A 24671-nucleotide genomic window follows, 5' to 3' on the forward strand; every position below is an offset into this window, starting at 1 on the left:
TAGCCGGTCACTCCGGTCAAAGATGGGTCGGGACATTAGACCCCTTCTGCGTGCTAAGATCCATATTGCTCAGCGAGTATGCGAGGGAAAATTGCGCCCGCATAAAAAACCAGGTTCAAACTCACCAACGGCGATCGATATCGCATTGGAGCAAGCCGAACGCAAAGGATTCGTCTTCGCGGTATTCGGGCGCGCGGTTGCGATTGGCATCATCGCGTTCTTCGCGCTCTGGGGATATTATTTTCCTATTAACATCGCTGTGTTTGCCGCAACACTTGCCGTCGCCCTCACCGGCCTCACAGCGCTTCTTCTCGTAGGCTCGCGTTGTGAAAAAGTTGCGCGGTTTGCGGTTTTTACCTTCGATCCGCTCCTGATCTCGGCACTTCTGATCTTCGCACCCCTAAGCAGTGGCGGTGATGTGCCACAAAATCTCGTCTTCCTGACGAGCCGTGTTCAAAACTACTATCTTGTCATTGCCGCTGCGGTGCTGACGCTTTCGCCGGTCCTCGTGATCTGGGCGGGCTTCTGGTCGATCGTCGGCCTAGCGTCGGCGACTCTGTATATCACTTTCGGGATGGGGGAATATCTAACGTTCAACGATTTGCCTCGCGGTCCGTCCCGCGAAGCTTTCATCAATGTAGTCCTTAATCCAAATTTTATCGGATTGTCCTCGCGCGCCCAGGAAACCCTCATAATTGGCGCCGTTACGGGTATCACAGCCTTCGCGGTTCACCGGGCAAAACTGGTTGTGCGGGCGCATGCGAGTGCCGAGGCGGGGAGAAGGCGGGTTCAAGGCCTATTCGGGCAATATGTGCCGGCGTCTGTGGTCGAGGAGCTGCTCGATGAAGGTCATCTCGCCCCGCAAACCAGACAGGCGACAGTGCTCTTCGCCGACATCGAAGGCTTTACCAGCATTGCGGAAAGTATGCCACCTTCGAAACTCGTACCGCTTCTTACCGAACTCTTCACAGCAATATCCGGCATCGTAGAACATCAGGGTGGGATCGTAATCAGCTATGTGGGCGATGCCGTCATCGCATCATTCAACGCTCCTGTTTCGCTTGATGATCACGCGGCCCGCGCCATCGAGGCCTCCCGGCTCGTTCTTGAGCAAGTGAATGGAAAGCAGTTCCACGGTGTGACGATCCATGTCCGAATTGGCATTGCTACCGGCCCTGTGGCGGGCGGCACAGTAGGGAGCCCGGGTCGCCAGACCTATACCGTTTACGGAGATGCCGTAAACTTGTCGCAGAGGCTGGAGGCTCTTAACAAAGAGACTGGCACCAGATGCCTGATCAGCGGAACCACAATTGAGAGCGCAAAAAGTTTACGCGGCATTGTCACGTCGCTGGGAACTGTGGCTATCCGAAATCGTAAGCAGCCTATGGAACTGTTCACGTTTAAGGATCCCGATTTTTTGGCTCAACTTAAAGGAACAACGCCTCGAAATTAATTAGTAGGCCTTATATGTCCATGCCGATTATAACGCCTAATCATCCTGTTTTGACGATCCTATAATTTCGACAACAGCAATCACCGAGTGCAGCACTCTGTTAGCGGGTCGGAGAATAACAATGAAACAACGTAACTTAGCAAATAATCTTGAGGTCTCAGCCCTTGGCCTCGGATGTATGGGCATGACGGCGGTCTATGGCCCCGGCGGCACGAAAAGTGAGATGATCCAGCTCATCCGGGAGGCACACGACCGCGGTGTCACGCTTTTCGACACTGCCGAAGCTTACGGACCGTTCGCCAATGAGGAGCTAGTCGGCGAGGCGCTTCAGCCCATCCGTAGCGAGATCGTCCTTGCCACCAAGTTCGGCTTCGACATCAATCTCGAGACTGGTGAGCGCTACGGCGGAACCAATAGTCGTCCAGCACGTATCAAGGCTGTGGCGGATGCCTGCCTTAAGCGCTTGCGAACTGATTGCATCGACCTGTTCTACCAGCATCGCGTCGATCTCAACGTGCCAATCGAAGATGTTGCCGGTGCCGTGAAGGATCTCATCGCCGCGGGTAAGGTCAAGCATTTCGGCCTGTCCGAGGCTGGCGTCCAAACAATCCGCAGGGCGCATTCCGTCCAGCCTGTCACGGCGGTCCAAAGTGAATACTCGCTGTTCTGGCGTGGACCGGAGGCGGAGCTTCTTGCCACTCTCGAAGAACTCGGCATCGGATTCGTTCCGTTCAGTCCGCTGGGTGCAGGGTTTCTGACAGGGAAAATTGATGAGAATACAAAATTTGACAAGGACGATTTCCGCAATTCGGTTCCTCGCTTCTCGGTGGAGGCCCGCAAGGCCAATATGAGGCTGGTGCGGATAATCAAGGCAGTCGCCGATCGCAACGGCGCGACGCCGGCGCAGGTGGCGCTTGCGTGGTTATTGGCCCAGAAACCCTGGATCGTTCCGATTCCGGGAACGACCAAGCTGCACCGCCTCGAGGAAAACCTCGGCGCAGTCGACCTGGAATTGTCTGCTGACGATTTTGCTGAGATCCAGGCCGAGTCCTCGAAGATCGAGGTACAGGGTGCGCGACTGCCCGAAGCCGTGTTGAAGATGACGGGGCACTAACGAACGTAGAGTCGATATTCGCGCGCGCAACTTCGACTGCATCGGCGCTTCGTGAACACCGACACATCCGCCAGTATTCCACCTCCGCTTGTCTTCAGCCCGGATAAGGCGGCAATCCATCTGGAGGGCGATCCATGGGTACCTTTTTACTTCACTCCATAAGTCTGGCAATGCTGCTCCTGATACCCTCCTGCGTGGAGACTGAGGAAAATGACAAGCTGTTGGGGGATCGCGCGCGCGGCGGAATCGCAGAAAACCAGCGAACCGACGGCCCGCAGGGTCGACTGGCCCCTGACAGCACTATAGGCCGTGTGCTGAACCATCCGGCCCTCGCTGGCTTTGGTCATCTGACATTGCCTTGGGATGATCGCGCATATGACGAAACTCTGCCCTTAAGCGCGATCGATTCGCTCCTGCCGTATCACACTAACGTCGATCCCGGTGTCGTCGTCAGCGGATTGAATCGAATGATCGATGACGTCACAAGCGGCAACCAGGTATTTTATAATATCTATGATAAGGCGCAAATGCGAGCGCGACCGGACAAAGAGAAAACCGGGCTGTTCTTCTTCCGCGGCAAGCCTGGCGCACCATTCGCCATCATCTCACCCGGTGGTGGCTTCTCCTATGTCGGTTCGGTTCACGAAGGTTTTCCCTATGCCGAGGAGATCAGCAGCAAAGGTTACAACGCCTTTGTGTTGAAGTATCGGGTCGGCATGGGCGGGAAGCTCGCGACGGAGGACCTTGCTGCCGCCGTCTCCTATGTTTTCCGAAATGCGGAAAGTCTGAGAGTTGGTACGGAAAACTATTCGCTGTGGGGTAGCTCAGCGGGTGCAAGAATGGCCGCCGCAATCGGCTCTCACGGTGTCGCAGCATTCGGAGGCGTCAGCCTCCCAAGGCCAGAGGTAGTCGTCATGGCTTATACCGCCCATTCTGATTTCTCGGATGACGAACCCAATACATACGCGGTTGTCGGAGAACGGGATGGTATCGCACCTCCGTCCGCTATGGAGCGCCGTGTTTCAGCCCTACGCAAGGGTGGGGCCGTGGTCGAATATCACGTCTATAACGGGCTGGGTCATGGCTTCGGATCCGGTGTCGGCACGAGCGCCGAGGGATGGATCGACGATGCCGTCCGCTTCTGGGGCACTTCAAAAAAATGAAGAATCACCGATGAGACGCGTTGATGGGCGAACCTGTTCGCAACGTCCCTGTAATCGGTGCGACTGGCAGCATTGTCCGTCACGTTATCAATCGGGCGCTTCGCCGTGGCCAAGCCCCGAGAAGTCTTAGCCGGCGCCCGGGGTCAATGTCGTCGTCGGTGACTTGCTGCGCTCTGCAATGCTGGCTGCTGCTGAAAGCGTCGACGCCATCGTCTTCACACACGGGACCTTTGGTAGTGTCAGGCGGAGCGGAGCCGTCGACTATGGCGGGGTCCGTAACGTGATCGCGGCATCGGCTGAAAGAAAGGTACGTGCTTCAAATCCCGAACGCAATTCATCCGGCCACCCGACGCGCCGTTATTTGGAGAATTTTTTCGGTGCTTGGCACGACTGTGTTGATAGTTACAAAATAGATCGTCACAATTGCAACTAAATTGGCAGGAGGATCGATCATGGCTCTTCATTATATGCCGGGCTTCGGCAATGACTTCGAGACGGAATCGCTTCCAGGCGCCTTGCCACAGGGACAGAATTCGCCGCAGCGTTGCGCCTATGGGCTCTATGCCGAGCAACTGTCGGGCTCCCCCTTTACGGCGCCGCGGGGCACAAACGAGAGATCGTGGCTTTATCGCATCCGCCCGTCGGTCAAACACAGTGGGCGTTTTTCACCGGTCAAACGCGAGCATTGGAAAACCGCACCCAATCTCGACGACCATGAACTGCCGATCGGGCAGTTGCGCTGGGATCCGGCGCCAATGCCGACCGAACCGGTGAATTTCATTGATGGCATCCGCACCATGACAACCGCAGGCGACGTCCACGGTCAGATTGGCATGGCAGCGCATATCTATGCCTTCAACCGCGACATGGAGGACGACTACTTCTTCAACGCCGATGGCGAGATGCTGCTGTTGCCCGAAAAGGGCAAGCTCAACATCTTCACCGAAATGGGCATTATCGAGATCGAGCCATCGGAAGTCTGTGTCATCCCCCGGGGCATGATGATCAAGGTCTCGGCCCCTGACGGCGAGGCGAGGGGGTACATTTGCGAGAATTATGGTGCGAAATTCGCCCTGCCGGATCGCGGTCCGATCGGGGCCAATTGCCTCGCCAATCCGCGCGATTTCAAAACGCCGGTTGCCGCCTTCGAGGACAAGGAAGTACCCTGCCGACTTCATGTGAAATGGTGCGGGAAGTTTTACCAAACCACTCTCGATCACTCACCGCTGGACGTTATCGCCTGGCACGGCAACTATGCGCCTTACAAGTACGATTTGCGCACATTTTCTCCGGTAGGCGCTATCTTGTTCGATCACCCCGATCCGTCGATTTTCACCGTGCTGACCGCCCCCTCAGGTGAGCAGGGGACCGCCAATGTCGATTTTGTCATCTTCCCACCGCGCTGGTTGGTCGCCGAACACAGTTTTCGCCCGCCCTGGTATCATCGCAACATCATGTCCGAATTCATGGGGCTGGTGTATGGTCAATATGACGCCAAGGAGGAGGGATTCGTGCCGGGCGGTGTGAGCCTGCACAACATGATGCTGCCGCATGGACCCGACACGAAGGGATTTAACAAGGCATCGACAACGGAACTCAAGCCACAGCGGCTGGAGAACACGCTGGCGTTCATGTTCGAGACGCGTTTTCCCCAGCACCTCACCCGCTTTGCAGCTGACGCGCCATACCTGCAGGAAAACTATGCCGACTGTTGGAGCGGCTTGCGCAAGCGGTTCGATGGGACCCCCGAGGGAGACTGGTCAGAGGAGGTAATGAAGTAAATGAAGGTCGCTTCTCTCAACGATGGTACGCGCGACGGCAAGCTCGTCATCGTGTCGAAGGATCTCACCCACTACACCGATGCCTCGTTCCTGGCGCCAACGCTTCAGTCCGCTCTTGATGACTGGTCTCGCATCGCGCCGCATCTGCAGGCGCTAGCATCCAGCCTGGAACTCGGCGCAGTTCCCGTTGAGCGCTTCCACGAACATGATGCATTGTCGCCCCTGCCAAGGGCCTACCAATGGGCGGACGGTTCAGCCTACGTCAATCATGTCGAACTGGTGCGCAAGGCGCGAAATGCGCCAATGCCGGAGAGCTTCTGGACCGATCCGTTGATCTATCAGGGCGGTTCGGACAGTTTCCTTGCGCCGCGCGAACCGATCCGCATGGCTGATGAGGCCTATGGTATCGACGTGGAGGGCGAGGTTGCGGTCATCGTCGACGATTTGCCGATGGGCGCTGGTGTGGCTGAAGCGTGCGATGCGATCCGCCTCATCATGCTGGTCAACGATGTCAGCCTGCGCAACCTTATTCCGGACGAACTCGCAAAGGGTTTTGGCTTCTATCAGTCAAAGCCGTCGTCGGCTTTCTCGCCCGTGGCAGTAACGCCAGATGAACTCGGCAAAGCGTGGGATGGCGGCAAGGTGCACCTTCCACTTTGGGTGGACCTCAACGGCAGGCCTTTTGGCCGCGCCAATGCCGGCATCGACATGACATTCGATTTTCCGACATTGATTGCCCATGCTGCCAAGACACGGCCGCTTTGCGCCGGAACAATCATCGGATCCGGCACGGTGTCGAACAAACTTGACGGTGGCCCGGGAAAACCCATCGAAGAGGATGGCGCCGGTTACTCCTGCATTGCCGAGATTCGCATGATCGAGACAATTGCCACCGGTACTCCGCAGACGCCGTTCATGCGCTTTGGTGACACCGTCCGCATCGAGATGAAGGATGCATATGGCCATTCGATCTTCGGCGCGATCGAGCAGCAGGTGACCCACTATGGGGGCTAAAGCTATCCTGTACGATTACTGGCGCTCGTCAGCGAGCTACCGGGTCCGCATTGCACTCAATCTGCTCGGGCTCGAATATGACACGGTGCCTGTCGACCTTCTGGCCCAGGAACATAAGGCTCTTGACCATCTCTGCCGCAATCCGCAGGGTCTGGTGCCAACGCTTGCGATCAACGGGCATATGATGACCCAGTCGCTGTCCATCATCGAGTATCTTGGCGAAAGCTACCCCCACGCGGGCTTTCTGCCACCCGATCCCATCGGCCGTCAGCGGGTTCGCGCCCTTTCCTATGCGATCGCCATGGAGATCCATCCCGTGTGCAACATGGGCGTCATAACGCATGTTGCACACCTCGTCGGTGGCGGGGACGAGACGCGCAGTGCATGGATGCGAAAGTTCATTGCCGAAGGTCTCGCCGCGTTCGAGGCCATGCTCGATCATCCGAATACTGGACTTTTTTGCCATGGTAATACGCCGTCGATGGCGGATTTCTGCCTTGTGCCACAAATCTATAATGCGAGGCGCTGGGGTGCTGCAATCGGGGAGCTCAGACGCGTAAACACGATTGCCGCACACTGCGAGGCGATCGATGCCTTTGCCGCGGCCCATCCAGACCGGGTGAAACCGCAGGCGTAGCCCGCCGAACTAGATCACCGCCACATCATACTGACCGAAAGCGATGTCGGACGTCACAATCGTAAGATTCTCGATCTGCGCTTGTGCGATGAGCAGGCGATCGAAGGGATCACGATGATGATCGCTGAGTAGCTGCGTACGTGCAGCATGGTGCTCGTTGACGGCCAGAAAAGGGATATTGTGGGCCTTCACCGTCTCAACGATGTCCCCATCGAGAACGAGTTTGCCCAAGGCGCGCTTAAAAGCAATCTCCCATATCGACACCGCGCTGACAATCAGGCCTGCTCCCTCCTGGATGATCACTCTTTGCTTTGCCGACAGTCGAGCGTCATCGGCGACAGCCAAGAGAAGTATATGCGTGTCAAGGAGATAGGTAGGGCGGGTCACGTGGTATATTCGTCCCATTCCGGACCAAGGTCATCGAAGTCATCCCGTATATGGACACGTCCCCTCAGCGAGCCGATGAGGCTTCCAGGTTTGACGTTACTGTTGGTCAGAGGTGAGATTGTAGCAACGGCTTTGCCGTGGCGCGTCAATACGATCTCCTCGCCCGATTGGGCGCGGGCGACGAGTTCAGAAAATTTGGCCTTGGCCTCTGCAATTGAAATGTTCGCGGTTACTCCTTATGACCAGAATTTAGGTCATAAGTGAGTTCATTGCAAAGGGCAGAGGAGCCGCTTCGTTATTCCGCCGCCTCGATCTTGATGACGCCGCGACGAATCTGGTCTTCCTCGATCGACTCGAACAAGGCACGGAAGTTGCCTTCCCCGAAGCCCTCGTCGCCCTTGCGTTGGATGAATTCGAAGAAGATGGGCCCGATCACGGTCTTCGAGAAGATTTGCAGGAGGATCTTCGTCGTGCCCCCGTCGACCACACCTTCGCCATCGATGAGAATGCCATGCATTTTCATGCGGTCGATTGGCTCGTCATGTCCCTGCACGCGCTCATGCGATTTCTCATAATAGGTTTCGGGCGGGCCAGGCATGAACTTGAGGCCGTTCAAGGCAAGCTTGTCGGTGGCATCATAGATCGCCTCGGTGCCGACCGCGATGTGCTGGATGCCTTCGCCTTTATACTTGCGCAGATATTCCTCGATCTGGCTCTTGTCGTCCGTCGACTCATTGAGCGGGATGCGGATTTTTCCGCAGGGCGAGGTGATCGCGCGGGAAACGAGGCCCGTCAGTTTGCCGGCGATATCAAAGAAGTGGATTTGCTTGAATCCGAAGAGTTCGCGGTAGAACGCCCACCACTTATCCATGTTGCCGCGATAGACATTGTGGGTCAGATGGTCGAGATAATAAAAACCAACGCCTTCGGGCTTCGGATCGCGCTCGCCAAGCCATTCGAATTCGGCGTCGTAGGCCGAACCGCGCTCACCATAGGTCTCGATAAAATACAGCAATGAGCCGCCAATCCCGACAACGGCGGGTACATCAAGCGCCTTGTCCTTGCCCTCATAGGGCGTTGCGCCTTTTGCAACCGCATGGTTGAAGGCGTGCTTGGCATCCACAACACGCCAAGCCATGGAAGGTGCGCAAGGGCCGTGCATTTCGACAAATTTCGTCGCGTGAGAGTCTGGCTCTGCATTGAGGATGTAGTTGATATCGCCCTGCCGCCAAACGGAAATGTTCTTCGTCACGTGGCGAGCTACGGGAACATACCCCATTCGCGCGAACAGTTCCTCAAGCTTCTCCGGCTCTGGATGAGAAAATTCAACGAACTCGAAACCGTCGGTGCCGGCGGGATTTGCCTTGCTGATCTCTGCCTTCGGTGCATCGTGCGGAAACGGTCCCATACTATCCTCCATGAGTTGATACATTATCGCGCAAATTTGCTGCACAGTGCTTGCATTTCAATGCCAGCCTCCCTTACATTTTGCACGTTTCATGCATTTGACTCGTGGAGTGCGCATAAATGGAGCAAATTGACGCCTTTGATCGCAAGATACTGGTCAGCCTCCAGGAAGATGGGCGGCTGACCAACAACGAACTTTCGGAGAAGATCAATCTTTCGCCCTCGCAATGTTCGCGGCGCCGGTCGCGGCTGGAGGCAGAAGGATATATTCGCGGCTATCGCGCGGAGATCGACCGCGAAAAACTTGGTCTCGGCATCGTCAACATCATCTCGGTAACGCTAGCGACGCACAACCGCGACAATGCGCGACGCTTTTCCGAGCTGATTTCGAAATTGCCCCAGGTGATGGAGGCCCATGCCCTGACGGGCGAGATGGACTATTTCATCAAGGTAGTGACGCCTGATTTGCGAGCGCTGTCGGCCTTCGTCAACGAGGTTCTGCTACCGCATGAATCGGTGCAGAATGTCAAAACCGCCATCGTGCTCGACACGCTCAAGGAAGATGGGCGGCTGCCGATTTGAGTTTTTGATCAAAGATAAAGCGCCTTGCCCACCATCGCGTAGACCCGGGCATGGCCGAGCATATAGGCGGTCATGGCATGGGTATCAAAGAGGCCGTGGAAGGCACGGCTCAATATGTTCATTCCGCCCGTATAGGCGCCGAATGCCGGCATGATCAGTCGCGAATGATCGCTGACGAAGCAGCGCCGCTGCACCGACTGGCCGCGGCGCACCACCTTTGCGGCGGGGTGCAGGTGCCCGGCGATTTCGCCGCGGCAGGCAAATTTCGAGGGTTCGTGCCGGAAAACGAGATTGGCGAACGCAAGCTCGGTGAAGGTTTCGCCCGGCAGGTCGGCCGGATGCTCAGGATCATGGTTGCCGGTGATCCAGATCCATTCGCGGCCCGCCATCAGCGCGCCGAGCTGCGCCGCATAGATCGCCGGCAGGCGCCCCGCCGCCTGGCCATCATGGAAACTGTCACCGAGGCTGATGACGCAGGCAGGGTCATAGCGCGCGATCACCTTGGCGAGCGCCGCCAGCGTCGAGGCCGTATCATAAGGCGGCAGCATCATGCCGCGACGCGCAAACGATGATCCTTTCTCGAAGTGCAGATCCGAGACGATCAGGATGCGATCATCTTCAAGGTAAAGCGCGCCCGATGGATCGCCAATGGCGGCGTGTCCTGCAACCACAATCTGGGCCGAGCCATGCAGTGCCGTCTTCGTTGTCTTTAATGCCAGGTTCACTTGCGTTCCATCTCGCGGCTGAGCTCGTCGGCAATCTCTTCGAGGAGCCTTTCATGCGCCTCGCCCGGCACGCGTTCCTTGCCGATTTCCATCATGACGGGAACGGCCAGGGGCGAGATTCGATCAAGGTCCTTATGGATGATATTGCCTTTGATTCGCCCCAGCATATCCGCAAGACGGGATATGTCGAGAAGACCGGTGGCCGCATCAGCCCGTGTCGCCTGGATCAGGATGTGATCCGGTTCGTGTTCGCGCAGGACATCGTAGATTAGATCGGTCGAGACCGTCACCTGCCGCCCGGTCTTCTCCTGACCGGGGTGACGCTTCTCGACGAGCCCTGAAATCAGCGCGCAGTTGCGGAAAGTCCGCTTCAGCATCCAGCTTTCCGCGAGCCAGGCTTCAAGATCGTCTCCCAGCATGTCCTCGTCGAAGAGCTCGGACAGAGGCAATTCGCCCTTTCTGAACATGCGGCCCATGTCGCGCAGCCCCCAGACGGTGAGCGCATAGTCCGTCGCGACAAAGCCGAGCGGGCGCGCCTTGGCACGTTCGAGACGGCGGGTCAGCAACATGCCGAGCGTCTGATGCGCCAGTCTGCCTTCGAAGGGATAGGTCACGAGATAGGAGCGATCGCCGCGCGGGAACGTCTCGACGAGCAGGCTGCCAGGTTGCGGAATGATCGATCGGTCCTTCTGGATGCGCAGCCAGTCGCTTACCTGATCCGGCAGTGCACCCCAGCGCTTCGGGTCGGCCAGCATTGCCCGCACCTGATCGGCAAGATAGGTGGTAAGGGGAAACTTTCCGCCGGCGTAAGCGGGGATTTTCGCATCGAAACCATCGGCCTTCGAGACGAGACACTCATTCTCGCGAATGCCCTCGAAGCGCAGCACGCGCCCGGAAAAGAAGAACGTATCGCCCGGCGCCAGAGCTTCAATGAAATATTCCTCCACCTTGCCAAGAACCGGCCCGCCACGAACGGCGAGACCCTTACCCCGCTGCCGGATGAGCCTGACGTTAAGCGACGGAGCTTCGATGATCGTGCCGACATTGAGCCGGTATTGCTGGGCAAAACGCGGATGCGTGACGCGCCATGTGCCGTCGATGGTCTGCCTGATTTTGGCGAAGCGCTCGTAACTCTTCAGCGCATAGCCGCCCGTCGCGACAAATTCGACGATCCGGTCGAATGTCAGGCGCGGCAGGTTTGCATAGGGCAGGGCCGTGATCACCTCGGCATAAAGATCGTCGGCGCGAAACGGCTTGGCGCAGGCCATGCCGAGGACGTGCTGCGCCAGCACGTCGAGCGAACCATCACCGAGCGGCGGGGTATCCTGCGCTCCGATATAATTGGCATCGAGCGCAGCCTGGCATTCCATGACCTCAAATCGGTTGGCAGGGACGAGGATGGCGCGCGACGGCTCGTCCATGCGGTGGTTCGAGCGCCCGATGCGCTGGGCAAGGCGGCTTGCGCCCTTCGGGGCGCCAACATGAATGACGAGATCGACATCGCCCCAGTCGATGCCGAGGTCGAGGGTCGAGGTGGCAACCACGGCCCTCAGGGCATTGGCGGCCATTGCCTGCTCGACCTTGCGGCGCTTGCTGACGTCGAGCGAGCCATGATGCAGGGCGATGGGCATGTTGTCCTCGTTCGCCATCCAAAGATCATGGAACAGCCGCTCGGCCTGGCTGCGGGTATTGACAAAGATCAGCGTTGTCCCGTGCGCCTTGATCGCGTCATAGATGCCGGCAATGGCGTAGATTGCCGAATGTCCGGCCCAGGGCACATGGTCTTCGGTGTCGAGGATGGTGATATGCGGTTTTGCGCCACCCTCGACCGTCACGAGGCTTGCCATGGGCGCGCGTTCTGTCTGTGGCAACAGCCAGCGCCGCAGTGCGTCAGGATCAGCGACGGTCGCGGAAAGCCCGATCGTTTGCAGGCCCGGCTGCAGTAGGCGTAAGCGCGCCAAGCCAAGCGAAAGCAGATGACCGCGTTTCGAGGTTACCAGCGAGTGAAGCTCGTCGAAGATAACGTAACGCAGATCCTCGAAAAACCGTGCGGCGTCCCCGTTGGCTATGAGCAGCGCCAATTGTTCCGGCGTCGTCAAAAGTATGTCGGGCGGCGCCAGTTTTTGCCTCTGACGCTTATAAGCAGGCGTATCGCCGGTGCGGGTCTCCAGCGAGATACCTAGGTCGATCTCTTCGATCGGCTTTTCAAGATTGCGGTGGATATCGACGGCAAGTGCCTTGAGCGGCGAAATATAGAGCGTATGAACGCCTCTTTTTTTCGCATTGTGCTTGCCGCGAGCGCAAAGGTCGACAAGCGCTGGCAGGAAACCTGCAAGCGTCTTGCCGGCGCCGGTCGGGGCAATGAGGAGGGTGGAGTTGCCTGCCTGCGCCTCCTGCAGGAGTTCAAGCTGATGGGCGCGTGGTGACCACCCCTTCGACTGGAACCAGTGCAGGAAGGCGGGCGGCAATAGCGGTGCGCCGATTGCGGCGATGGGGGCGTTGCGGGTGCTCACTGCGGCAAATGTAGTGGCATGGGTTCAATGCGCCAAGTTCTCTTTGTCAGCATTGCGCGGAGCCAAATGCGCCCTATGTTCGTTGTCGCAGTGACTTAAACCAAATCGAATGGAATCGATGGTATATTCACCCCCTCGGAGCAGATATCGATGCTAGCTCGCCCGGAAGCGCTCCTGTGTTCGACGCCTCTTGGCCTTTATTCGCCGGCCGGTGATTTCTACATCGATCCGGTGCGTCCGGTCGAGCGTGCACTGATTACCCACGGGCATGCGGACCACGCCCGTTCAGGACATGCAAAGGTCATGGCGACCCGGCAGACACTCGATATCATGGGGCTTCGCTACGGCGCGGGTTTTGCCGGCGCAACGCAGGCGGCGGAACCTTGCACCACCACTCATATCGGGGGGGTGGCGGTCAGCTTCCACCCGGCGGGCCATGTGCTCGGTTCTGCCCAGATCGCTGTTGAAAAGGACGGGATGCGCATCGTCGCCTCGGGCGACTACAAACGGCGCCCGGACCCGACCTGCCTTGGTTTCGAACCCATCGCCTGCGATGTCTTCATTACCGAGGCCACCTTCGCCCTGCCGGTCTTTCGCCATCCAGACAGCCGCGATGAGATCGCCAAGCTTCTGAAATCCGTCGAACAGTTTCCGGAGCGCTCGCACCTCGTCGGCGCCTATGCCCTCGGCAAGGCGCAGCGCGTCATTCGCATGATGCGCGAGGCCGGTTACGACCGGACCATCTACATTCACGGTGCACTGGCAAAGCTGTGCGATTACTATCAGTCACAGGGCATCGACCTCGGCAAGCTTGCTCCCGCAACGGTCGAAGACAATACGACCGATTTTGCCGGCAGCATCATTGTCGGTCCGCCATCGGCGTTTCTCGACCGCTGGGCGCGGCGCTTTCCCGACCCCGTCTCGTGCTTTGCCTCGGGCTGGATGCGCATTCGCCAGCGGGCGCGCCAACAGGGTATCGAACTGCCGCTCATTCTGTCGGACCATTGCGACTGGGACGAGCTCACCCAGACCATTACTGAACTCGGGCCGCAACAGGTCTGGGTCACCCACGGCCGCGAGGAGGCCCTGGTGCGCTGGTGCGAGCTTACCAACATCGCCGCGCGGCCCTTGCATCTCGTCGGCTATGAGGACGAGGGTGACTGATGGAAGAGTTTGCGGCACTCCTTGACCGGCTTGTCCTGACCCCGGCACGCAATGGCAAGATCACGCTGCTCGTCGACTATTTCCGCGTGACGCCTGATCCGCATCGCGGTCTGGCGCTCGCGGCCATCACCGGCGACCTCGATATCGCCAACGTCAAGCCTGCCATGCTGCGCGCCCTTGTCACCGAGCGCATCGATGCGCAACTCTTTGCCTATTCTTACGACTATGTTGGTGACCTCGCCGAGACCATTTCGCTGGTCTGGTCGGCTGATGAGCCAGTGCGCGCCAATGCAGCGCCCTCGCTCGGCGATGTCGTTCAATCCCTGGCGCTGGCTTCACGCAGCGACGCCCTGCGCCTGGTCGAGCGCTGGCTCGACCAGCTTGATGCTTCGGCACGCTACGCCCTGATCAAGCTTGCCACAGGCGGACTGCGCATGGGCGTGTCGGCGCGCCTTGCCAAGCAGGCGCTGGCACAGTTTGGCGATGTGGACGTGGTGGAAATCGAAGAGCTTTGGCACGGCTTGAAGCCGCCCTATGAGGCCCTGTTTGCCTGGCTCGAAAATGCAGCCGACAAGCCGCAAAGCCTCGCCGCGGCGCCCTTCCGCCCGGTCATGCTCTCAACCCCTCTCGAGGTGGCCGATTATGGAAGGATCAATGCTGAAGACTATGCCGCCGAGTGGAAGTGGGACGGGATCCGGGTGCAACTTGCCGCGCAAGGCGGGCAACGACGGATCTATTCGCGCACTGGCGATGACATTTCAAACGCCTTCCCCGATATTGCCGACGCCATGACCTTCGAAGGCGCGCTCGACGGTGAACTGCTTGTCGGTCGCAGTGCTGCAAGTGGCATCGAGATCGGCGCCTTCGGCGACCTTCAGCAAAGGCTGAACCGCAAGACCGTTTCGGCGAAGCAATTGGCGAGCCACCCAGCTTTCGTACGGGTATATGACATTCTTTTCGATGGCGTTGACGACGTGCGCGCCTTGCCGTTTGCCGAGCGGCGCGGGCGGCTTGAAGCGTTCGTGAAGACGCTCGAGCCGACCCGCTTCGATCTGTCGCCCATCATTGCCTATGGCACATTTGAGGACCTCGTCGAGCTGCGCCGCAACCCGCCGCATCCGGTGATCGAGGGCCTGATGCTCAAGCAGCGCTCATCCGCTTATGTGCCGGGCCGGCCAAAGGGACCATGGTTCAAGTGGAAACGCGATCCGTTCACCATCGATGCCGTGCTCGTCTACGCCCAGCGCGGCCATGGCAAGCGATCGAGCTATTACTCGGATTATACGTTCGCCGTATGGACGGGGCCGGAGACGGAGCCGCACCTCGTTCCGGTCGGCAAGGCCTATTTCGGTTTCACGGACGATGAATTGAAGCAGCTTGATGCCTATGTGCGCAACAACACAACCGAGCGTTTCGGCCCGGTGCGGTCAGTGCGCGCCGAGCCCGAACATGGTCTTGTCCTCGAGGTCGCCTTCGAAGGGCTCAATCGTTCGAAACGCCACAAGTCCGGGGTAGCAATGCGCTTTCCCCGCATTTCGCGCCTGCGCTGGGACAAGCCGCCGATCGAGGCAGACCGGCTCGAAACACTTGAAGCGCTGCTACGGGATTTTGAACCGGTCGACTGATTGACCTTATCGCGGCGGCCGCGGGAAGAAGGTGCTGGTGCGCCGCTGATACTGGCGAAAGGCATTGCCGCGCGTTGTCAGCATGTGTTCCTCAAGCGGCGGCACGCCGGAAATGTGCCGCAGAAGCACATACATCAACACCGGCGCGACCAGTGTCAGCCAGCCATGGGTGTAGTCACCATCGAAATCGGCGCCGATGAAAACATAGGACGTCCAGCAGAGCCACTCGAAAAAATAGTTGGGGTGACGCGACCACGACCACAGACCGACATCACAAATCTTGCCGTGGTTGGCAGGGTCCTTGCCAAAGCGCTTGAGCTGCCAATCGGCAATACCTTCGCCTGTGAGCGCAACGAGCATGATCAACGCGCCAAGGTAGTCCGGAAATTCGAGCTCAGCGTCGGGGCGAGCAGCTGCGATATAGACGCAGATCACGAGCATCGCACCGGCGAAAGCCTGGCTTTGCAGGAAGAAGAACATGCGCGAGGCGGCAAGCGGCCCCCATTCCATCCGCAGCCTGGCATAGCGCGGGTCGTTGCTGCTGTTCAGCGTCCTGCACAAAAGGTGTGCGCCGAGCCGCAGCGACCAGAGAGCAAGAAGGATCACGACCAGGAATTGGCGGGCAGGGGAGGCCATAGCGCTCGACGCGAGCACGGCAAGAGCGCCAACCGCGCCGACCCCGAACGACCAGAAGACGTCCGCCCACCCGTCATGCGCGCTTGCCCGCTGCACGAGCCAGGCCAGCGCCATGAGTGCGGACATGGCAAGTGTCGCAACGATGAGAATGACAACTGCCGACATGTAATCCCAACCTCTTTCCAGCTTGTGCGCCGGGTATCGCTCAAGGGGAGCGAACGACTCACGAGCCAAGAGTATACGTCACACCGGACAATTCAGACCAACGGAAGGTAGCGCCGGCGCCGGCATTGCCCGGCCCGCGGAGGTCAGCTGACCTTTTGCTTCTTCTTTGTCGTTCTCGATGCGCAATTCGCGGGCGGCGAAAGTCGCATCGAAGCGCGCCTGAAGAGCCCTTGCCCCCGGATTGGAGAGCCGAACCACGGTTTTTCCACACAATCGATGCTTGTTTTGCCCTGGCCAGAATTTGCCGCATTTGCGGGGAAAAACGCCGCCAAATGGCCATCTGGTCCATATGGTGCAACAATTTTTTGACGTGTTCGTAAGCCCGATGCGGCGAAAATATTACAACGAAAGCATTATACCCTCCTTGCGTTTGGGAAAATTTTGTCATTTGTTCATGCCTTCGCAATTCTCTCAGAGGGGAAGGAAAAGAAAAATGACCTTTATGAAATTCAACATCCGCGCGGCCGTGCTGCTTGGATCGCTCATGCTGGCGGCTAGCCCCGCGCTTGCCGAAGCAGTGCTGCATCGTGGCAACAGCGGTGAGCCGCAGACCCTCGATCAGTCGCAGACTTCCATCGACATCGAAGCCTTCATCTTAAAGGATCTCTACGAAGGCCTGACAATCTACGACGCCAACGGCAAGATTGTCCCGGGCGTTGCCGAGAGCTGGACCGTATCCGATGATGGCCTGGTCTATACGTTCAAGCTGCGTGAGAACGCCAAGTGGTCCGATGGCTCGCCGGTCGTTGCACAAGACTTCATCTTCTCGATGCAGCGCGAGGAAGACCCGAAAACGGCTGCCGGCTATGCCAACATCCTTTATCCCATCAAGAACGCCGAAGCGATCAACAAGGGCAAAATGCCGGTTGACCAGCTCGGCATGAAGGCGGTGAACGACAAGACGCTCGAAATCACGCTGGAGCGGCCGACGCCATTCTTCATCGAACTCCTGTCACACCAGTCGGCGCTGCCGGTCAACAAGGCAAGCTTCGACAAGAACGGCGTCGATTTCGTCAAGCCGGGCAAGCTCGTCGGCAACGGTGCGTTCAAGCTCGTGGAGCACGTTCCAAACGATCACCTGACGGTCGTCAAGAACGAGCACTACTGGGATGCGGCGAACGTCAAGCTCGACAAGGTCATCTTCTACCCGCTCGAGGATCAGGCCGCGGGCCTGCGCCGCTACGAGGCCGGTGAACTCGATCTGGTCTACAATTTCTCGTCGGATCAGATCAAACGCCTGCGTGACGCCAATCCGAAGCAGGTCCATGTGACGCCTGCTGCCGCGACCTACTACTATCCATTCGATACGCGCACGGAACCCTTCAACGATGTGCGCGTGCGCCGCGCATTGTCGATGGCTGTCGACCGAGACTTCCTTGCCAAGGATATTTACGACGGCACCAAGATTCCGGTCTATTCGCTGGTCCCTCCGGGCCTCGAGAATTACGGCGAGCCCTCCAAGGCCGACTTTGCCGACCTTTCGCAGCTTGACCGCGAGGACAAGGCCATCGAGCTGATGAAGGAAGCCGGTTACGGCGAGGGCGGCAAGCCGCTCAATATTGAGATCCGCTACAACACGAACCCGAACCACCAGAAGGTTGCCACCGCTGTCGCCGACATGTGGAAGAAGACCTTCGGTGCCAATGTAACGCTGATGAATCTCGATATTTCGTCGCATTACGCCTATCTGCAGGAAGGCGGCAAGTTCAATGTCGCGCGTGCCGGCTGGACCGCGGACTATGCCGACGCCGAAAACTTCCTCAACCTCAACGTCAGCACCAACAAGACCTTCAATTACGGGCACTATGAGAACCCGGACTTTGATGCGTTGATGAAGAAGTCATATGAGGAGCGCGATCCCGCAGCCCGCTCCAAGATCCTGCACGAGGCCGAAGCGCTGATCATGCGCGATCAGCCAGTCGCACCTTTGATGAACGACGCCAACCTCTGGCTCGTCGCCAACAAGGTGAAAGGTTGGGGTGACAACGCCAACAATGAACATCTGAGCAAGTATCTGAGCGTCGAATAGCATCACGCGCGCAGCCCGGCCTGCCGGGTTGCGCGCCGTTCGTTTGCTCGGCTCGCAATGCGCCACGTTCCGACAGCAACCATCAGTTCTAAGCTTTTAAACCGGTGATTCCAAAGGGTCGGCGGAGCAGAACCATTTGCGCCGTGCAACGGGATGATGCAGTCTTCAAGTTGAGAGAAACACAAGCTCATTCTTGAAACTGTTCCGACAAGAAGAAGAGACTTACTCGATGTTTCATTTCGTCCTTCGCCGACTGGCGAGTGCCGTGCCGACACTGTTCATTGTCGTCACGATTTCGTTTTTCCTCATGCGCTTTGCGCCCGGCGGACCGTTCAACCTTGAACGACCCTTGCCGCCGGCGACGATGGAAAACCTGATGCGGGCCTACCATCTCGACCAGCCGCTGTGGAACCAGTACCTCCAGTACCTGAAGAATGCAGTGACTGGCGATTTTGGACCAAGCTACATCTACAAGGACAACACCATTGCTGAACTCATCGGCAAGGGACTTCCCTATTCGGTCCAGCTTGGTACCTACGCCCTGCTCTTTGCGCTGATCGGCGGTGTGCTGATCGGAACGCTCGCCGCCTTGCGGCAGAACAGCTTTATAGATTTCCTCGTTATGTCCGTCGCCACGACCGGCGTCACGGTGCCAAACTTCGTGGTCGGCCCGATCATGACCCTGATCTTCGCGCTGATGCTCGCCTGGGTGCCCGCCGGCGGCTGGGGTGACGGTTCGCTGAAATTCCTCATACTCCCCGTGATCACGCTTGGCCTGCCGCAGCTTGCCGTCTTTGCACGCCTCACACGCGGGTCGATGATCGAGGCATTGCACGCCGATCACATCCGGACCGCGCGCGCTTACGGCCTGCCGGCAAAGGTTGTGGTCGTAACGCACGCCATGCGCGGCGCGCTGCTGCCCGTGGTCTCCTATCTTGCGCCCTGCGCCGCGGCATTGCTGACTGGTTCGGCCGTCGTCGAGTCGATCTTCACGATCCCGGGGGTCGGCCGCTACTTCGTCCTCGGGGCGATCAATCGCGACTATACACTGGTGATGGGAACAGTGGTGCTCGTTGCCATTTTCGTCATTGTTTTCAATCTTGTGGTCGACATTCTCTACGGCCTTCTTGATCCGAGGGTTCGTCATGACTGATTTGACCGACATCCCCACGACCGTCATACCGCCAGAGGAATCCAAGGGACGTAGCCTGTTCCAGCTCGCGGTCATGCGCTTTCGCCGCAACTATGCAGCAATGGCTGGTTGCGTGATGCTCGCGCTCATCACCATTTTTTCCTTCCTCGGCCCCTATTTCCTCAGCCACACCTATGACCAGGTATTTCCGTCCTACGTCAATATGGGTCCAAGTCTCGAGCCTTACCCCAAGGCAGATACGCTCAATGACGTGATGAAGGGCGTCGCGAGCCGGGCGCGTGTTGAACTTGCCGAGTTTGCCGTCGACGGCAACAATTTCACAGCGACCATCCATTCCGAACAGATAATCGATCCCCGCGTGACACGTTATTTCGACCGCGCCAACGAGTTCGACAATACGAAGGTCAGGGCAACGGAGGATGACGGCAAGACCCTGAAGCTTTCGGGCGAGGTCAAGCGCGAATACTTTCTTTTCGGCACTGACGACAATGGCCGCGATCTCATGGCGCGCGTCATGCTGGGCGGTCAAATCTCGCTTGCCGTCGGTCTCCTCGCCAGCCTCGTTTCACTGGTGGTCGGTGTCGTCTATGGCGCGATCTCCGGTTATATCGGCGGGCGCGTCGACAATGTCATGATGCGCCTCGTCGAGATCCTCTATTCCTTACCCTTTGTCTTTCTCGTCGTGGTGCTCGTCGTTTTCTTCGGCCGCAGCTTCATCCTCATCTTCCTGGTGATCGGCGCGGTGGAATGGCTCGACATGGCGCGCATCGTGCGGGGTCAGACGCTGGCACTCAAGCGGCGCGAGTTCATTGGTGCAGCGCAGGCACTCGGCCTTACCGATTGGCAGATCATCCGCCGCCATATCATTCCCAATACAATCGGGCCCGTCATCGTCTTCGTCACCGTGGTGGTACCAAAGGTTATCCTGCTCGAAAGCTTCCTGTCCTTCCTCGGATTGGGTGTGCAGGAGCCGTTGACAAGTTGGGGTGCGTTGATCTCGGCCGGCGCGAACAAGATGCAGTCCTCGCCGTGGTTCCTGATCTTTCCCGCCATCTTCTTTGTCCTGACGCTGTTCTCGCTCAACTTCATCGGCGACGGACTGCGCGATGCTCTCGATCCCAAGGACCGCTGATATGACGGACACCAATGTGAATATTTTGTCTGTGCGCGGACTGAAGGTCGACTTCACCACACCCGACGGCGACGTCAATGCCGTTAAGGGCATCGATCTTGATGTAAAGCCAGGCGAAACCCTGGCGGTCGTCGGTGAATCCGGCTCCGGAAAAAGCCAGACCATGATGGGCATCATGGGGTTGCTTGCCAACAATGGCAGCGTCACCGGCTCGGCGAAGTATCGCGGCAAGGAGCTGATCGGCCTGCCGCTGAAACGCCTCAACGAGGTGCGCGGTTCAAAGATCACCATGATCTTTCAGGAACCAATGACATCGCTTGATCCGCTCTATACGATCGGCCGCCAGATCGCCGAGCCCCTGGTGCATCACAAGGGGATGTCGTTCAAACAGGCGAAGGTGCGCGTCCTGGAACTGCTGAAGCTCGTCGGCATTCCCGAACCCGAGCGGCGCATCAACAGCTATCCGCATGAAATGTCCGGCGGCCAGCGCCAGCGCGTCATGATCGCCATGGCGCTTGCCAACGAACCGGACCTTCTCATCGCCGACGAACCGACGACCGCTCTTGACGTGACAATCCAGGCGCAGATCCTCGATCTGTTGCGATCGCTGCAGCAGCGTTTCGGCATGGCCATCGTCCTCATTACCCACGATCTCGGCATCGTCAAGCATTTCGCAGACCGGGTCGTCGTCATGCGCCGCGGTGACGTCGTGGAACGCGGCAGCATCAAGGATATCTTCGAAAACCCCAAGGAAGATTATACGAAAATGCTGCTTGCTGCCGAACCGAGCGGCAACAAGGAAGCGCCAGCGGACAACGCTCCGATCATTCTTGAGGGAAGGAATGTCGCCGTTGATTTCGCCATTGGCGGCGGGTTCTTTACCAGCGCCAAGACGCTGTTTCGCGCCGTCGACGGGGTGACCGTCAGGCTGAAAAAGGGCCAGACCATCGGTATCGTTGGCGAATCGGGATCGGGCAAATCGACGCTCGGACGGGCGCTGCTCAGGCTTCTGCCCAGCAGCGGTCAATATCATTTCGGCTCCAAGAATATCTCCAACTTCGACCGTTCGGCCATGCGCCCGCTGCGGCGCGAATTGCAGCTCGTGTTCCAGGACCCTTATGGATCACTGTCGCCGCGTCAGACCGTCGGCGAGATCATCACCGAGGGTCTGTTCATTCACGAGCCGCAGCTCTCGCGCGCCGAGCGCGACAGGCGGGCCATCGCAGCGTTGAAGGAGGTCGGACTTGATCCGGCGGCGCGCAATCGCTACCCGCACGAGTTCTCTGGCGGCCAGCGCCAACGCATCGCCATTGCCCGCGCCATGATCCTGAAGCCGAAAGTGGTCATTCTTGACGAGCCGACATCAGCGCTCGATCGTTCCGTGCAGGGGCAGGTCATTGACCTTCTGCGCGACCTGCAGGACAAGCACGACCTCTCCTATATCTTCATCAGCCACGACCTAGCCGTCATCAAGGCGATGTCCGACTACGTCATCGTCATGAAAAACGGCAAGATCGTCGAGGAGGGCGCGACGGAGGACATCTTCGAAACCCCGCACCAGGCCTACACGAAAACGCTGATGGCAGCGGCCTTCGATCTGGAGTAGTCACCGTCTTGCAAAAGGCCTGCAAACATCGACCAAGACGACGCGGCCGCCACAAGGCCGCGCATATCGGTGATTTTTCATCGATACCAGCGCCAGGGTTCACACTGCCCAAGGCCTAAAAGGCAGCTATTGCTTTACCCGACATCGGGCTGGGCTTTGGCTGGTGCGTCAAACTAGAGTTCCGAACGCCACGGCGGGTTGGCTCCGGCCCGCGAAACCGTGATCGCCGCTGCCTTGACACCAAGCTGCAACGCTTGGCGGATCTGATTGTCGGTGAGGCGCGTCAGCGCATTCTTGGTCAGCAATCCTGATTGTTCCAACGACGCAACAACGCCAGCGGTGAAGGTATCGCCAGCGCCGACCGTATCGACGACTGGCACTTTCTCGGCCGCGACACGAATGGTCAGGTCCGACGTGTAGCCGGTCACGCCTTCGGCGCCATGGGTAAGGAGAATGAGTTTCGGCCCACTTTCTCCCGCAGGGACGATCCAGCGCCGGGCGATATCGTCCATCGTTCCGCTTTCACCAAACCAGCGCATGTCCTCGTCGGAAATCTTCAAAATATCGGTCATGGCAATCATGCGGCGCATGCGCTGCAGATGCCTTTGCCTGTCGGGTATGAACCCCGGGCGGATGTTCGGATCGAGGATGGTTACGCGCCTTTCATGCTCACGCCCCATCAGCGCCTCGTAGGTCGAGCCGCAGGGTTCCGGGATAAGGCTGATTGCTCCAAACTGAAGTGCGGTCACATCGTCGCCAAGCACTGGCAAGTGCTCGATGCCAAGCGAACGCCCGGCGCTGTTCTCGTCGTAGAACATGTAGCTCGCCTGCCCATCGGTCAGGCGGACGAAGGCAAGGGTCGTTGGTAGCGGCGAGATGTGGGCATAGCTGGTGCCGACCTTGTTGGCAGCGAGGCTATCCAGCAGCATCTTCCCGAAAAAGTCGGAGGAAATCCCTGAAAAGAACTCTGTTGCAACGCCGAGCCGGCCGAGCGCGATCGCCGTATTGAAAACCGCTCCGCCCACATAGGGTGCAAATGCCGCTTCCCCCGCCTCGCTCTTCCTTTGCAACATGTCGATCAGGGCTTCACCACAACACAAGATCATAGCTCGTTCTTTCTTGGATAAATGACACCCTTGCGGATGACAATATTGGCATAGAGCCGTGGCTCACCGGTCGCAATGACCGTGTGCGCGGCTTTGACGCGTGCATAGAAGGCATCACCGGCAAGCGCAACCAGCTTAAATCCCTTGGCGCGGCGCGCACAAACCTTCTCCATCTCCGCGTGCACCGGATCAGCGTGAGAAGGATTACCCCTGACCGAAGCGCGAAACAGCGCCTCTGGCACGAAATCATCGACGGGCAACAGCTGGAGAACAGCATCAAGCAGGGGAACAAGCGGCAGCCCGTCTGCACGAACAAGCCGCCGGGCGTGCTCCTGTGCCGGATAGTTTGCATCGACAAGCGCGATCTCGTCGCCATGGCCCATGGCACGCAACGTGAACAAGAGCTCCGGCCCCAATATGGGCGCAATCCCCATCAGCATGACTAGTCCACCTTCCTGTAGATCTTCTGGCCGATCAGGAAGCGATCGGCCAGCGGCAGGCTCGCGGCCCCGATCGCCCGGGCGTGGATGCCGACCGTGCCCTCGAAAATCGCAGGCAGTTCAAGCCCTTCAAGATCAAATGTGCCGACATGCGCGCGCACCGCCGACACGATGCGCGCACGGACATCTTGCGGTATCCAGCCATCGATTATCGCTGCCTCGAAGTCGACAACTGAGGAAGCGGCAACAACAGCCTGCGCAATTGCCTTGGCTGCCTGGTCAATCCATTGATCGAGCTCCGGGCCCATCTGCCCCCAATCCTCGGGCGAAGCCCACAGCGGGGAGGGATCACGGCCAAGGCCGGTCACGACTTTTTCGAGCGCGGTGATCGAGGCGATATCGATGAGCTGGCGCGCGAACCCATCCTTACCCGGCACCGGCATCGAGCCAAGCGCGCCGGCATTGCCGCTGCGCCCGGCATAGAGATTGCCATTGATGACAATGCCTCCGCCGATGAATGAACCGATATAGAAATAGACGAAGTCGCTGATATCCTTGGCCTTGCCGAACACCAGCTCGGCGCCGCAGGCTGCCGTCATGTCGTTCTGCAAATAGACGGGATAGGGGCAAAGGGCCTCGATGCGGGCACGCACATCGCAATCTCGCCACTCATCCATGACGTCTTGCGGGCCGCCGAGCGTATCGGCCCATTTCCACAGTTCGAACGGCGCAGCAATGCCAATGCCGGCAATGCGCTCGCGCTGCTTGCGGGTCAATCC

22 protein-coding genes are annotated in these 24671 nt (G+C 58.6%); 13 read left to right on the top strand and 9 right to left on the bottom strand.

All coding sequences use genetic code 11. The annotated features are described in order from the left end of the window. Positions 1-145: 145 nt before the first annotated feature. The 6 genes from AAAB35_RS05420 (at position 146) to maiA (ending at position 7162) form a co-directional block, all read left to right on the top strand. Positions 146-1453 carry an adenylate/guanylate cyclase domain-containing protein gene (locus AAAB35_RS05420; RefSeq protein WP_340667192.1) on the top strand — a complete coding sequence of 436 codons (1308 nt, stop codon included), beginning with the start codon at positions 146-148 and terminating at the stop codon, positions 1451-1453. Between the two features lie 121 nt (positions 1454-1574). Continuing rightward, complete coding sequence (locus AAAB35_RS05425) at positions 1575-2567, top strand: aldo/keto reductase (RefSeq protein WP_340667193.1); 993 nt, start codon at positions 1575-1577, stop codon at positions 2565-2567. 134 nt (positions 2568-2701) lie between these two features. After that, positions 2702-3730: an alpha/beta hydrolase gene (locus AAAB35_RS05430; RefSeq protein ID WP_340667194.1), complete on the top strand. Its 1029-nt coding sequence runs from the start codon at positions 2702-2704 to the stop codon at positions 3728-3730. Positions 3731-4182: 452 nt separating this feature from the next. Further along, the gene (gene hmgA / locus AAAB35_RS05435) at positions 4183-5511 is read left to right on the top strand and encodes a homogentisate 1,2-dioxygenase (RefSeq protein WP_340667195.1); all 1329 of its coding nucleotides are present in this window, start codon (positions 4183-4185) and stop codon (positions 5509-5511) included. Continuing rightward, positions 5512-6525, top strand: a complete 1014-nt coding sequence (locus AAAB35_RS05440) for a fumarylacetoacetate hydrolase family protein (protein WP_340667196.1) — start codon at positions 5512-5514, stop codon at positions 6523-6525. Then, positions 6515-7162, top strand: coding sequence for a maleylacetoacetate isomerase (maiA, locus tag AAAB35_RS05445; protein WP_340667197.1), 648 nt, complete (start codon positions 6515-6517; stop codon positions 7160-7162). Before AAAB35_RS05440 ends, maiA begins: the two co-directional genes overlap by 11 nt. 9 nt (positions 7163-7171) lie before the next feature. On the opposite strand, the gene AAAB35_RS05450 is transcribed toward maiA, so the two are convergent. From AAAB35_RS05450 to hppD, 3 genes are all read right to left on the bottom strand, one after another. Beyond that, positions 7172-7549 carry a type II toxin-antitoxin system VapC family toxin gene (locus AAAB35_RS05450; RefSeq protein WP_340667198.1) on the bottom strand — a complete coding sequence of 126 codons (378 nt, stop codon included), beginning with the start codon at positions 7547-7549 and terminating at the stop codon, positions 7172-7174. Continuing rightward, the gene (locus tag AAAB35_RS05455) at positions 7546-7770 is read right to left on the bottom strand and encodes a type II toxin-antitoxin system Phd/YefM family antitoxin (protein WP_340667221.1); all 225 of its coding nucleotides are present in this window, start codon (positions 7768-7770) and stop codon (positions 7546-7548) included. The genes AAAB35_RS05450 and AAAB35_RS05455 overlap by 4 nt, the downstream gene beginning before the upstream one ends. 74 nt (positions 7771-7844) lie before the next feature. Continuing rightward, positions 7845-8957: a 4-hydroxyphenylpyruvate dioxygenase gene (gene hppD, locus AAAB35_RS05460; protein WP_340667199.1), complete on the bottom strand. Its 1113-nt coding sequence runs from the start codon at positions 8955-8957 to the stop codon at positions 7845-7847. 119 nt (positions 8958-9076) lie between these two features. On the opposite strand from hppD, the gene AAAB35_RS05465 reads away from it, so the two are divergent. Next, the gene (locus tag AAAB35_RS05465; RefSeq protein ID WP_340667200.1) at positions 9077-9538 is read left to right on the top strand and encodes an Lrp/AsnC family transcriptional regulator; all 462 of its coding nucleotides are present in this window, start codon (positions 9077-9079) and stop codon (positions 9536-9538) included. Between the two features lie 8 nt (positions 9539-9546). Here the strand turns inward: AAAB35_RS05465 and pdeM are convergent, their stop codons facing one another. Further along, entirely contained in the window at positions 9547-10230 is a 684-nt protein-coding gene (gene pdeM, locus AAAB35_RS05470; RefSeq protein WP_340667222.1) for a ligase-associated DNA damage response endonuclease PdeM, read from the bottom strand. Between the two features lie 29 nt (positions 10231-10259). Then, on the bottom strand, positions 10260-12776 hold the full coding sequence (locus AAAB35_RS05475) for a ligase-associated DNA damage response DEXH box helicase (RefSeq protein ID WP_340667201.1): 2517 nt from the start codon (positions 12774-12776) through the stop codon (positions 10260-10262). Between the two features lie 150 nt (positions 12777-12926). Between AAAB35_RS05475 and AAAB35_RS05480 the strand changes: the two genes are divergently transcribed. Both AAAB35_RS05480 and AAAB35_RS05485 read left to right on the top strand, forming a co-directional pair. Then, a complete protein-coding gene (locus tag AAAB35_RS05480; protein ID WP_340667202.1) occupies positions 12927-13940 on the top strand; it encodes a ligase-associated DNA damage response exonuclease in 1014 nt (337 codons plus the stop codon). Beyond that, entirely contained in the window at positions 13940-15565 is a 1626-nt protein-coding gene (locus AAAB35_RS05485; protein ID WP_340667203.1) for a cisplatin damage response ATP-dependent DNA ligase, read from the top strand. The genes AAAB35_RS05480 and AAAB35_RS05485 overlap by 1 nt, the downstream gene beginning before the upstream one ends. Before the next feature lie 6 nt (positions 15566-15571). Here the strand turns inward: AAAB35_RS05485 and AAAB35_RS05490 are convergent, their stop codons facing one another. Beyond that, on the bottom strand, positions 15572-16366 hold the full coding sequence (locus AAAB35_RS05490; protein WP_340667204.1) for a DUF1295 domain-containing protein: 795 nt from the start codon (positions 16364-16366) through the stop codon (positions 15572-15574). Positions 16367-16859: 493 nt separating this feature from the next. Here AAAB35_RS05490 and AAAB35_RS05495 point away from each other — a divergent pair, with 493 nt between their 5' ends. From AAAB35_RS05495 to AAAB35_RS05510, 4 genes are all read left to right on the top strand, one after another. Continuing rightward, a complete protein-coding gene (locus AAAB35_RS05495) occupies positions 16860-18455 on the top strand; it encodes a peptide ABC transporter substrate-binding protein (protein WP_340667205.1) in 1596 nt (531 codons plus the stop codon). A gap of 229 nt (positions 18456-18684) precedes the next feature. Continuing rightward, positions 18685-19608, top strand: a complete 924-nt coding sequence (oppB, locus tag AAAB35_RS05500; protein WP_340667206.1) for an oligopeptide ABC transporter permease OppB — start codon at positions 18685-18687, stop codon at positions 19606-19608. After that, on the top strand, positions 19601-20740 hold the full coding sequence (locus tag AAAB35_RS05505) for an ABC transporter permease subunit (protein WP_340667207.1): 1140 nt from the start codon (positions 19601-19603) through the stop codon (positions 20738-20740). The genes oppB and AAAB35_RS05505 overlap by 8 nt, the downstream gene beginning before the upstream one ends. Position 20741: 1 nt before the next feature. After that, positions 20742-22346: an ABC transporter ATP-binding protein gene (locus tag AAAB35_RS05510; protein ID WP_340667208.1), complete on the top strand. Its 1605-nt coding sequence runs from the start codon at positions 20742-20744 to the stop codon at positions 22344-22346. Between the two features lie 173 nt (positions 22347-22519). On the opposite strand, the gene AAAB35_RS05515 is transcribed toward AAAB35_RS05510, so the two are convergent. The 3 genes from AAAB35_RS05515 to AAAB35_RS05525 form a co-directional block, all read right to left on the bottom strand. Continuing rightward, entirely contained in the window at positions 22520-23452 is a 933-nt protein-coding gene (locus AAAB35_RS05515) for a carbohydrate kinase (protein WP_340667209.1), read from the bottom strand. Beyond that, positions 23449-23892 carry an RbsD/FucU domain-containing protein gene (locus AAAB35_RS05520; protein WP_340667210.1) on the bottom strand — a complete coding sequence of 148 codons (444 nt, stop codon included), beginning with the start codon at positions 23890-23892 and terminating at the stop codon, positions 23449-23451. Before AAAB35_RS05520 ends, AAAB35_RS05515 begins: the two co-directional genes overlap by 4 nt. Before the next feature lie 2 nt (positions 23893-23894). Beyond that, the coding region (locus tag AAAB35_RS05525; protein WP_340667211.1) for an ROK family protein at positions 23895-24671 on the bottom strand (777 nt) is incomplete at its 5' end.

Source organism: Phyllobacterium sp., from assembly GCF_037994425.1.
In the GTDB taxonomy this organism is placed as follows: Bacteria; Pseudomonadota; Alphaproteobacteria; order Rhizobiales; family Rhizobiaceae; genus Phyllobacterium.

Excerpts from the sequence above, each read along its gene's own strand:
- AAAB35_RS05425 (WP_340667193.1), top strand. The coding sequence starts at position 1,575 with ATGAAACAACGTAACTTAGCAAATAATCTTGAGGTCTCAGCCCTTGGC.
- AAAB35_RS05430 (WP_340667194.1), top strand. The coding sequence starts at position 2,702 with ATGGGTACCTTTTTACTTCACTCCATAAGTCTGGCAATGCTGCTCCTG.
- hmgA (WP_340667195.1), top strand. The coding sequence starts at position 4,183 with ATGGCTCTTCATTATATGCCGGGCTTCGGCAATGACTTCGAGACGGAA.
- AAAB35_RS05440 (WP_340667196.1), top strand. The coding sequence starts at position 5,512 with ATGAAGGTCGCTTCTCTCAACGATGGTACGCGCGACGGCAAGCTCGTC.
- maiA (WP_340667197.1), top strand. The coding sequence starts at position 6,515 with ATGGGGGCTAAAGCTATCCTGTACGATTACTGGCGCTCGTCAGCGAGC.
- hppD (WP_340667199.1), bottom strand. The coding sequence starts at position 8,957 with ATGGGACCGTTTCCGCACGATGCACCGAAGGCAGAGATCAGCAAGGCA.
- AAAB35_RS05465 (WP_340667200.1), top strand. The coding sequence starts at position 9,077 with ATGGAGCAAATTGACGCCTTTGATCGCAAGATACTGGTCAGCCTCCAG.
- AAAB35_RS05480 (WP_340667202.1), top strand. The coding sequence starts at position 12,927 with ATGCTAGCTCGCCCGGAAGCGCTCCTGTGTTCGACGCCTCTTGGCCTT.
- AAAB35_RS05485 (WP_340667203.1), top strand. The coding sequence starts at position 13,940 with ATGGAAGAGTTTGCGGCACTCCTTGACCGGCTTGTCCTGACCCCGGCA.
- AAAB35_RS05490 (WP_340667204.1), bottom strand. The coding sequence starts at position 16,366 with ATGTCGGCAGTTGTCATTCTCATCGTTGCGACACTTGCCATGTCCGCA.
- AAAB35_RS05495 (WP_340667205.1), top strand. The coding sequence starts at position 16,860 with ATGACCTTTATGAAATTCAACATCCGCGCGGCCGTGCTGCTTGGATCG.
- oppB (WP_340667206.1), top strand. The coding sequence starts at position 18,685 with ATGTTTCATTTCGTCCTTCGCCGACTGGCGAGTGCCGTGCCGACACTG.
- AAAB35_RS05505 (WP_340667207.1), top strand. The coding sequence starts at position 19,601 with ATGACTGATTTGACCGACATCCCCACGACCGTCATACCGCCAGAGGAA.
- AAAB35_RS05510 (WP_340667208.1), top strand. The coding sequence starts at position 20,742 with ATGACGGACACCAATGTGAATATTTTGTCTGTGCGCGGACTGAAGGTC.
- AAAB35_RS05515 (WP_340667209.1), bottom strand. The coding sequence starts at position 23,452 with ATGATCTTGTGTTGTGGTGAAGCCCTGATCGACATGTTGCAAAGGAAG.
- AAAB35_RS05520 (WP_340667210.1), bottom strand. The coding sequence starts at position 23,892 with ATGCTGATGGGGATTGCGCCCATATTGGGGCCGGAGCTCTTGTTCACG.